The organism is Bacillus sp. sid0103 (genome assembly GCF_019219025.1).
Map to the genome: position 1 here is coordinate 1 of NZ_JAHUWN010000060.1, position 9,366 is coordinate 9,366.

Sequence of the window (9,366 nt, forward strand, 5' to 3'; positions counted from 1 at the left end):
TCGTCGGGCTCATAACCCGAAGGTCGCAGGTTCAAATCCTGTCCCCGCAATTGGTCTGGTAGTTCAGTTGGTTAGAATGCCTGCCTGTCACGCAGGAGGTCGCGGGTTCGAGTCCCGTCCAGACCGTTGTTGGCTCAGTAGCTCAGTCGGTAGAGCAAAGGACTGAAAATCCTTGTGTCGGCGGTTCGATTCCGTCCTGAGCCACCATTAGTTTTTTTAGCAGCACCAGATGATGGCAATCTGAATATTATGTGGAGGGGTAGCGAAGTGGCTAAACGCGGCGGACTGTAAATCCGCTCCCTCCGGGTTCGGCGGTTCGAATCCGTCCCCCTCCACCATTTATAGGGGTATAGTTTAAAGGTAGAACGAAGGTCTCCAAAACCTTTGGTGTGGGTTCAATTCCTACTACCCCTGCCAATTATATTGTGGCGATTGTGGCGAAGTGGTTAACGCACCTGATTGTGGTTCAGGCATTCGTGGGTTCGATTCCCATCAGTCGCCCCATAATATATTTATCATTAACTAAAAACGTTGGGCTATAGCCAAGCGGTAAGGCATCGCACTTTGACTGCGACATGCGTTGGTTCAAATCCAGCTAGCCCAGCCAATTTGCGGAAGTAGTTCAGTGGTAGAACACCACCTTGCCAAGGTGGGGGTCGCGGGTTCGAATCCCGTCTTCCGCTCCAATATATATGGCGGCATAGCCAAGTGGTAAGGCAGAGGTCTGCAAAACCTTTACCACCGGTTCGAATCCGGTTGCCGCCTCCATAAAACATTTGCTAAGTATGGATAATAACAGGTAATTAGATTTCGCCGGGGTGGCGGAACTGGCAGACGCACAGGACTTAAAATCCTGCGGTAGGTGACTACCGTACCGGTTCGATTCCGGTCCTCGGCATTGCTTCATCAAAACATTTTAATACGCGCCGGTGTGGCGGAATTGGCAGACGCGCACGACTCAAAATCGTGTTCCTTCTGGAGTGTCGGTTCGACCCCGACCACCGGTATCAAAAAACGTTGAAATGACGACGATCTACACGAGATGTAGGTCGTCGTTTTTTCGTCTATGCACACGATTCGAGCAGCGAAAATCGTACGCGGTGAATCGTACGCAATGGGAGCGAATAATTCAGCAATGGAGGAGTTATTTTGACCCGCACTAGACGAACAAATGCACTTTCTACAGAGGATTTAACGAAGCTACGCGGTAGTTTACGGTCCGATTATCTCGACTTTAATGATGCGCTAGAGCTCTTTATCAAAGACGGAGAGATTCGAAATCTGCGCGAGCATACCATTAAATATTATCGGAATGAATTAACGACATTTCAAAAGTTACTCGTCGAACAGTCCGTGACGACTTATCCTGGCGAAATAACTAAGGACATCATTAACGATAATGTGATCCGTTATTTACGCGTTGAAAAAGGACTGAAAACAACGTCAATTAATACTAGACTACGTGCGATTCGGGCGTTCTTTAACTTCTTGTATAAAGACCGGTATATTCCGCAGAATCCCGTAGAGAATCTTAGTTTAATACGTGATCGTAAGGCCATTATTGCGACGTTTACGGTAAAGCAAATAACCGATATACTGAGCCGGCCAGACTTAAAGACTTTCGTTGGTGTGCGCGATTATTCGCTTATGCTATTGCTACTCGAAACTGGCGTCCGTGTTAACGAGCTTATAGGCGTCAAAGTAAGCGACATTAACTGGGAAGAGTCGAAGGTACTAATCCGCAATACTAAAGGCTATTTACAGCGATACGTGCCGTTATCAGCTACGATGAAAGACCAGTTAAGACGATACCTGGCAATCCGTGGCAATGTGGTCGATTGTGATGCGTTGTTTATTACGATTGATGACACACCGCTTACTAAGCGCCAGATCCAGTCGCGTATAAGTGTCTACGGTAAAGAGGCGGGTATTGAGGGCGTACGATGCAGTCCGCATACATTCCGACATACGTTTGCTAAGCTAAGCGTAAAGAATGGCGCAGGCATCTTCGAGCTTCAGCAGATACTCGGCCATACTACGTTTGATATGGTGCGGACATACGTTAACTTATTCGCTGAGGACGTAAAGGAACAGCACCGTAAGTTTTCACCGCTGAATAACTTAAAGCAACGGAAAGATTATTAATGTATTGGCGTCACCTTAACGGGTGGCGTTTATTTTTATGTGCATACAGAACGTTTGTTCGTGTTTAATAAGAACGAGGAGATGATCGTAATGACGATAAGAGATCGCGGAAAGATTAAATGGAATGCAGCGTCGTTTATGCCGGAAGTCTTCAAAATGCAGCGCGAGATGTTTAAGGACGATGAGCGCCAGGCAAGGCCGCTATTAAGCGAATTCGATACGGAAGAGTTTGACCAGCGGATAGCCTACGCAATGGCGTATAAGCTAACGGTGAGGCTTACAGTATGGGATGACGGCTTTACTTCGGAGATGAACGGACATATACACCGCGTTGATCCAATTACGCATGAGTTACGTGTTGAGGTGAAGCCTGGCGAATATGAGCGCGTGGCCTTCGAAGATGTGTGCGCTGTGACTGTCGTAGATTAGAATTAAAAAAAAGCGCCATTTAGACGCTTTTCTTTGTAAGTGAAAACTATTTAAAGGAGATACGTTATATTATGAAGGGTTGTCTTTATATGCCATGGACAACCGTGGAGTTTTATAATTAAATTCGTCGTTCGCTTTATTACATCATTACTCTAACGTATTAACGCATTACATAATAGAAGAAACTCGGTGTTTCGGGATATGTGCGGGTAATGTGGCGTAAGGCTAACGGATACGTACGGGGGTATATGGATGGCATGCGGCAGTCCAAAAGTTTACATTTCCGCAATATCAGTAGCAAGAAGCGCCTGGGACGGAGAGCCTTCCGGAACTCACGGGGTTAGCTAAACGTAGGCCGATCGCGCAGCTTTCCGTAATATGAACCTTCATTCATTATACATAAACGCTGGGAAATAACGGAGCTACTGGCGAGGCAAAGGGCGTAGGTATGCGGATGTATAAGATATTGCATAACGGATAATATTTCGTAGTAAACAAACGTTGGTATGACGCGGTTTGTATATCGACATTATTACAACGTATTCATCTTTTACGTAATAATCGTGAATATTGTATTCATCGTTATACAAACGTTAATAATTACGGTTTACATATCCGATAATTCCGAGTGAAATAGTCGGATTCCCCAAGCCCGGTCGAAAAAAGCTGGGGTTTAGGCGTTTTCAACCCGCGTGCAATTTTTCGAAATCAGGTAGTTAAACTCGAAGGAAGCACGGAGCCATTTGTCGAAGTATTAAAGACGAAGGAGTGTGCGATATGAAACAAGTAATAAAACGAGGCGAAATATTTTGGGCGAAACTATCTCCGGTAGTAGGTTCGGAGCAAGGTGGGTTACGACCGGTTTTAATATTGCAGAACGATATTGGTAACAAATTTTCACCGACAGTCTTAGCTACAGTTTTAACGAAACAACAAAAGAAACGGCTGCCTACGCATGTATTTCTGGACAAACGAAAGTATAAATTAACGGAAGATTCGTGGGTGCTGTTAGAACAAATTCGGACGCTTGATAAATGGCGGATTCAAGCTAAAATTTCGAGACTCGACGACAAAAAATTAGACGAAGTAGACACTGCGTTAAAAATTAGTCTCGGAATTAAAGAAGACTTATATAAATACTACCGCCACATTGTAACCGGTGAAATAGTAAGGATTAAAGCGAAGGACATCCGTTAGGGTGTTTTTTTATTCGGGTTACAACTCGATATCCTTAGCCTTCACGTCATTCTCATCGATATATTCCACAACGCCAAGCAATCGCTTAATAGCGTACTCTTTTCCCGCACTTTGATCCGCAATTAATTCGCCAGCAAGGTCGAGGAGCTGCGTTTTAATTCGGCTAATCGTTAGCTTCGCCTCTAACACGTCATTCAATCCGATCACTCTTTCTATTAAGCCTATATAAATATATTAGTTATTGTTACCGAAAACGTACATATTAACGACCGGTCATACCGCCTCTATTTTGACGGCAATAGTCCGCCCAAGGACGCTGACTCGCTCTTAAGTCAGCTTATGCGAAAGATTTCGAAATAATGCAGGTCCAGGGCGGTCATACCGGTTCATTCGTCAACTTTTTTTCTTTCGTACAGCTCCTCGACACCCACGCCTAGCAAGTCCGCTAATATGTACGCCTTATCCATCGGTATTAAACTCCGCCCAGTTTCATAATTGCGGAGCTGTTTTACCGTTATTTCTAATTTATCTGCAACGAACGCTTTTTTGTATCCGCTTTTTTGAATTAGGTCCTCTATGCGGCTTATCAACATTAGCATCACCTATATTCATTTTATATTTTTTCGGCGTGATTCATATAGGAAATTTAAGTGGTGAAAAAGGAAAATTTTTGTTCACTTTTAGTATTACCGGTCATACCATATAGTAATCAACCGAAAGGAGGGGCGATGAAGTGAGTAAAAATAAGGTTATCAAGTCGGTGTCATTCAACGTCACCAACGAAGAGGATAGACGGTATTTAGAACGCATCCAGGACGTCAATTTCAGCGGATATGTTAAGCGTCTGATCGAGAAGGACATTCGGCAGCGGAAGGTAATTAAGTCCGACAGAGCAACCGTTCAAGCGCCGGTAGGTCATACCGCAATAATGACCAAAGGGACGCCGTTAGTATTGAAAACGGAATAGCCTCTTCCCTTGCGGCCATTTCGTAACTGTGTAACACGGTTGACGTTGTCAATTGTCACGACGTTTTCAAAAGGGAGGTAACGGAATGATAGAAGGAAAGGGCTTAGGCGGAAAGAAAATTCACCGAGTCAACGTCTCGATAACGAACAAACAAGCGTTCAAGCTGAATCGACTGGCGACGGCCTGTAACATGAAGCCGACGACACTGGCCGGACTGCTAATCGAAAAAGGGCTTAACGATGCCGTGCTTGTCTCTGAGTTGCAGCGCGAGCATTGCACGCAGTCGGCCTACCGCGTAGTTGTCATCAATAATAACGGCGAGTTGAATTTCGTATTGAGCGGAAGGGAGGACGTTTAATGAATTGGATCAGCTTTATCTCGGGTGGAATGACCGTGATATTGGCGTATGCCTTCTATTCTCTAGGTAGTGAAGATAGTGAGGAGTTATTAGCGGAGGAAGTGCCTGGATCGGACCTGGTCGTTAACGACTTTACTGGCCGATACGTGACGCTAAGCTGTCAGACCTGCCGTAAATTAAAAAAGCATCGCGAGCTACGGCCGGATGTCTTTCAGTGTACAAAATGCAAGCGGCACGTCGATATAAGTGCGTGAAACAAAAAAAGCCGCGGGTTATTTCGCGGTTTCTTCGGTTGTTTTAATAATTTAGTACTTAAGTACATGATTGAAGGCCAGTGCTTCGTTAGTGCAATAAAAAAGCCTTACTCCTTATTGAAGTAAAGCACCCGTTAGTTTAAGTGAAAATATTCACAATCTTTTTTTCCTTAAAAAAATCTAATCCCTTAATGTGTAGGGGCGTATCAAAAAAGACGCCTTCTTATTCAAGAAAAGCGCCCGATTCTTGAATAAGCAGCTACCTACTATTAGCTGGTTTTGTTGAAAAGTTGATACTTTGCAATTACTTAAATTCACTCCTAAGCAAATATACAAAATCAGGAGTTTTAGTTCGCCCATTTGGATATCACATAAGAGAAGGTAGGCTCCCTGGGCTCAACTTCTTTCATCTTAGTTGCCACACCCTGTCCTCTATAATTTACCGACGTTGCCAAAAAATCTATTTCACCCATATTTTCAGAAATACTACTTTTACTCTCGGTGTAAGTATCTATTTATATGTCACGAAAGATTTTATGGTGCCCTATTTTTATTAGGTTTTATGATCATAGTAGCCAGGGTGGAACGTCTCTGCCAGTGGGGACTTGATCCCGTCCACAAAACTGTTCGCCCTCTACAAAATAACTCACTTTCCCCATTAAAGGAAGTTAGCTTTAGATATTCACCTCAATATTTTTGAATCATTATATTACCAACATCAGTTTGGTCGGATATATAAAATGTTGTTCCTTTTCGAAAGGTTCAATCGCATACAATGAAACTCTAAGTGTATTTAGGAAGAATTACTGATTCATGAATAATCAAGAATTTTTTTTGACAAAATAAAAAAAGAAATTGAGTCTTTAGGGGGTATAAAATGAACGTAAATGAATTAGGTTTCCTTTGGTACTTACAATCAAGTTCAAACATGATGAATTTTTTATTAAAATATCTTAGTGAAACTTCTGAGGATACCGATTTAAGGAATATTTTAAATGAAATATATAAAATCTCTACATATCAAGAACAAGAGGCTACTCAATTATTGTCTGAGGAAGGTTATAAAGATACACCGTTCTTCAGGGAAGATGATATATATAGTTCAACAACAAAGCTATTTTCCGACCAATTAATTATAGAGATCTTAAAGCATATAACGAGTAATGGATTGCGAGCGCTTGCTGTTCAATATATTGAATTAACAGATTATAAAGTAAAAAATTTTTATAAAAAAATACTTAATGATGTAATTCAATTAGATTTTTCTTTATTAAAATTGCTTAATGATAAAGATTTATTACAAAATAATTCCTTCTCTTACAAAAAAGCAGATGAAAGGGATGGGAAACTATTCAAAGTTGCATCAACTCAGCAACGGCCACTTAATGCGGTAGAATTGGCAAATATGTTCAGTGCCCTTCAATGTAACAATGTTGGAGTTGCTCTTTGTACCGGTTTTTCTGAAGTCGTAGAGGATATGGACACAAAGAAATTTATACTAGAAGGGAAAAAGTTAGCATTTTATCAATCAGCCTCTTTATCCGATATCTATAGAGAAAATGGAATTCCAACTACAACTGGACTAGAGGCTCACGTTAATAAAGTAAAGGAATCACCTTTTTCAGATAAATTAATGGCAAACTTAATAATGTTCCTTAATCCAGTAAGTATAACCAATCTACAAAATGCAGTGGTATCCAGTTATAAAAAGGATCATATAGATTCTTTAAAGGAACTAATCAAGATGATTGAAAACTACTCAGAGAAAGGGCTGAAGTTATTAATAAGGAAAAATTGGTTTAATGAACCACCTGTATCTAATTGGTCACATAAATAGAAACGTGGCAGGTACTATTCAAGAAATGGAAACTTCTCGGCACATAGGCCAGATACACGAATTCCATAAGCGACACCCACCGCGTCATGCCCCCCAAGTGAGCAGACGTCCAGCCAAGATCAAAGATGGATATTTGGAAAAGGTTAAAAATTAGCAGCGTAAGAAATCATTTGTATTATTTCAAGCTAAAAAAGCATTATGGCTAAAACCCTTTCTATCGCATTCAGTAAAGTCGCTCTAATAAAAGAATTAAAAAAGTTCCCAGAATACGGCTGATGGTCGAATAAAAATATTTTCAAAAATAATGTAAACAGATAACTTACCAGTTCCGAAATCTTTAGAAACAGAAAGCTTCAACATACTCTTCTTTTTTCCGGTAAGTTAATGGTGTTATTCAACAATCTGGCCCAATTATTGAACAAAGATCAATCTGACCTCTTCCACTAAACTGCTCCGTTAGTTGAAGAAGAATTATTAAATTACTCAATGATTTTTAGGTTTTATTTTAAATTCAGTATCACCTGAAAATGTTTTGTTACCTTCAACCCATTTTAAATTAAAGGATAAATCTTTATTCTGTTTGGAATAAACACTTTTCTCATAATCGAAACTTCCAAATGATTTTTGAACTTGTAAAGGTGCTAAATCATTATAGGTTACTTTTGTTTTATCATAATAGTTAACTGTTAGTTTTACAGGCTTATCTCCCAAATACTTAATTGCTGTGTCATAAACCCATTTTTTATGATCTAATCTTGGTACAACACTAATATCCCAATTCTCTAATGTCGATGTTTGTTCAACCACTAACTCTTTTGGTTGTTCAATTTTATTACTGACATTTTTCGATACACATGCAGAAGTAAAAAGGCAAAATGTTAGAATTAATGTTAAAAAGTATAGTTTTTTCATAAACCCTCCTAAGCTGTTATTACTCTTTATTCAAGAAGAACTATTGACCACTTTTCCTTTTCTTAATGAACTAAACTGCAATAATGAAATAGGAGCTGGTCACTCAGCTCCTTAGTTCAATAAGCTATTAATATTAAATATAGAATTACATTGTTAATTCATAAATTGTTCTTGAAGTAATTGTATTGTCTTTGAATCAAGTTTGTACACTTTTCCACCAAGTCCGGAAACCAAACTTTGCTTGTAGTTTACATCAAATTCCTCTTTCTTACCTGCATCATTAATAAACCATAGTGTTAAATCAGACTCTGGCGCTTCGACCTGTGCATTTTGCAGTTTTTTGGCTTTGAATCCTTTTTCAAACGTCTGAATGCGATCGCGGTCTTCATCTGCCGTATAAATAATTGTGTCGACATCCGTTATTCCAACAACCGCTACGGTTTGAGGATTCTTACTCTCCGTTTTCGTATTCATCGAACAACCGCATAAAAGAAGTGCACAAATCAAAATCATTAAAATACGTTTCATGTGATCCTCCTAAAAGCTTTGATGTTCATATTGTAATTCTTTTCGAATTTTCAGTAAATTGGGGGAATTTTATGCTTGGATACTTGTAAAACTATATAAATTTTGAATGTTAATATGTCGAAAATCTAAAAAAACATAGAATATGTAATATTTAGGCTAGATTTAATGTGTCATCAAACAAAAACTTGGGGGAATTTTAATTCATTCTAATAACTAACCTTATTAAACTAAACTGCTCCGTTAGTTTAAGTGAAATCATTCACAAACTTTATTTTTAATTTGACTACCTTTGATCGAATAACGGACGTAGGTTCGCGGAATAGAACATAGCTCGTGATCCGCGGTACGGTTTTAGGCAGGTCGAGCAAAATATACGAATGACTTCCGGTGGAGATTCAAGCACCGCGGCAACGGTTGAGGTTGCGACAGGAGTCATCGGAATTTAGTTCGAGGCAAGAGGCGGGCCTACGAGCGGATTCTTTTATTAGGCTTGATTGCTTTTTGTAGGCGATCAGGCTCTTTTGATTAGTAAACAAAATCTCAATTTTAATACTTTGTGTACTTTTTCAATTTTTTAAGACGAAAATTGTATATTTATCTTGATAACATATTCGCTTTTATATTTTGCACCGTATAAACAAATAGGGAATTCATTTCATTTTTAACGCCCGAAATTGCCTGCAATCGCGTCTATAGTATTAGGGACGCAAAATGTACACTAATACGTTTAGCAAATAAA

Annotated in this window: 10 protein-coding genes and 10 tRNA genes; 16 read left to right on the forward strand and 4 right to left on the reverse strand. The window is 39.9% G+C overall.

Annotated elements, in window-relative coordinates; translation table 11 throughout:
- The first annotated feature begins 52 nt into the window (after positions 1-52).
- The 13 genes from KW850_RS31720 (at position 53) to KW850_RS31780 (ending at position 3,771) form a co-directional block, all read left to right on the forward strand.
- Positions 53-126, forward strand: a tRNA-Asp gene (locus KW850_RS31720).
- A 5-nt stretch (positions 127-131) separates the two neighbouring features.
- A tRNA-Phe gene (locus KW850_RS31725) sits at positions 132-207 on the forward strand.
- A 46-nt stretch (positions 208-253) separates the two neighbouring features.
- Positions 254-338 (forward strand) — tRNA-Tyr (locus tag KW850_RS31730).
- Positions 339-343: 5 nt separating this feature from the next.
- Positions 344-417 (forward strand) — tRNA-Trp (locus KW850_RS31735).
- An 11-nt stretch (positions 418-428) separates the two neighbouring features.
- A tRNA-His gene (locus KW850_RS31740) sits at positions 429-504 on the forward strand.
- 28 nt (positions 505-532) lie between these two features.
- Positions 533-607, forward strand: a tRNA-Gln gene (locus tag KW850_RS31745).
- 4 nt (positions 608-611) lie between these two features.
- Positions 612-686: transfer RNA gene (locus KW850_RS31750), tRNA-Gly, on the forward strand.
- A gap of 8 nt (positions 687-694) precedes the next feature.
- A tRNA-Cys gene (locus KW850_RS31755) sits at positions 695-768 on the forward strand.
- Positions 769-812: 44 nt separating this feature from the next.
- A tRNA-Leu gene (locus tag KW850_RS31760) sits at positions 813-898 on the forward strand.
- A 27-nt stretch (positions 899-925) separates the two neighbouring features.
- Positions 926-1,007 (forward strand) — tRNA-Leu (locus tag KW850_RS31765).
- Positions 1,008-1,149: 142 nt separating this feature from the next.
- Positions 1,150-2,145 (forward strand): tyrosine-type recombinase/integrase, encoded by a 996-nt coding sequence (locus tag KW850_RS31770; RefSeq protein WP_218351609.1) that lies wholly within the window; start codon positions 1,150-1,152, stop codon positions 2,143-2,145.
- A 90-nt stretch (positions 2,146-2,235) separates the two neighbouring features.
- Positions 2,236-2,574: a YolD-like family protein gene (locus KW850_RS31775; RefSeq protein ID WP_218351610.1), complete on the forward strand. Its 339-nt coding sequence runs from the start codon at positions 2,236-2,238 to the stop codon at positions 2,572-2,574.
- A gap of 777 nt (positions 2,575-3,351) precedes the next feature.
- A complete protein-coding gene (locus KW850_RS31780; protein ID WP_218351611.1) occupies positions 3,352-3,771 on the forward strand; it encodes a type II toxin-antitoxin system PemK/MazF family toxin in 420 nt (139 codons plus the stop codon).
- 18 nt (positions 3,772-3,789) lie between these two features.
- On the opposite strand, the gene KW850_RS31785 is transcribed toward KW850_RS31780, so the two are convergent.
- A complete protein-coding gene (locus KW850_RS31785) occupies positions 3,790-3,969 on the reverse strand; it encodes a hypothetical protein (protein ID WP_218351612.1) in 180 nt (59 codons plus the stop codon).
- A gap of 188 nt (positions 3,970-4,157) precedes the next feature.
- Positions 4,158-4,364, reverse strand: coding sequence for a helix-turn-helix transcriptional regulator (locus tag KW850_RS31790; RefSeq protein WP_256358576.1), 207 nt, complete (start codon positions 4,362-4,364; stop codon positions 4,158-4,160).
- A 140-nt stretch (positions 4,365-4,504) separates the two neighbouring features.
- On the opposite strand from KW850_RS31790, the gene KW850_RS31795 reads away from it, so the two are divergent.
- The 3 genes from KW850_RS31795 (at position 4,505) to KW850_RS31805 (ending at position 7,187) form a co-directional block, all read left to right on the forward strand.
- A complete protein-coding gene (locus KW850_RS31795) occupies positions 4,505-4,738 on the forward strand; it encodes a hypothetical protein (RefSeq protein WP_218351614.1) in 234 nt (77 codons plus the stop codon).
- A gap of 85 nt (positions 4,739-4,823) precedes the next feature.
- Entirely contained in the window at positions 4,824-5,096 is a 273-nt protein-coding gene (locus tag KW850_RS31800; protein WP_218351615.1) for a hypothetical protein, read from the forward strand.
- Positions 5,097-6,227: 1,131 nt separating this feature from the next.
- Complete coding sequence (locus tag KW850_RS31805; RefSeq protein WP_218351616.1) at positions 6,228-7,187, forward strand: DUF3231 family protein; 960 nt, start codon at positions 6,228-6,230, stop codon at positions 7,185-7,187.
- Positions 7,188-7,670: 483 nt separating this feature from the next.
- On the opposite strand, the gene KW850_RS31810 is transcribed toward KW850_RS31805, so the two are convergent.
- Positions 7,671-8,099, reverse strand: a complete 429-nt coding sequence (locus tag KW850_RS31810; protein WP_218351617.1) for a hypothetical protein — start codon at positions 8,097-8,099, stop codon at positions 7,671-7,673.
- A 153-nt stretch (positions 8,100-8,252) separates the two neighbouring features.
- Positions 8,253-8,627 carry a hypothetical protein gene (locus tag KW850_RS31815; RefSeq protein WP_218351618.1) on the reverse strand — a complete coding sequence of 125 codons (375 nt, stop codon included), beginning with the start codon at positions 8,625-8,627 and terminating at the stop codon, positions 8,253-8,255.
- Positions 8,628-9,366: the final 739 nt, after the last annotated feature.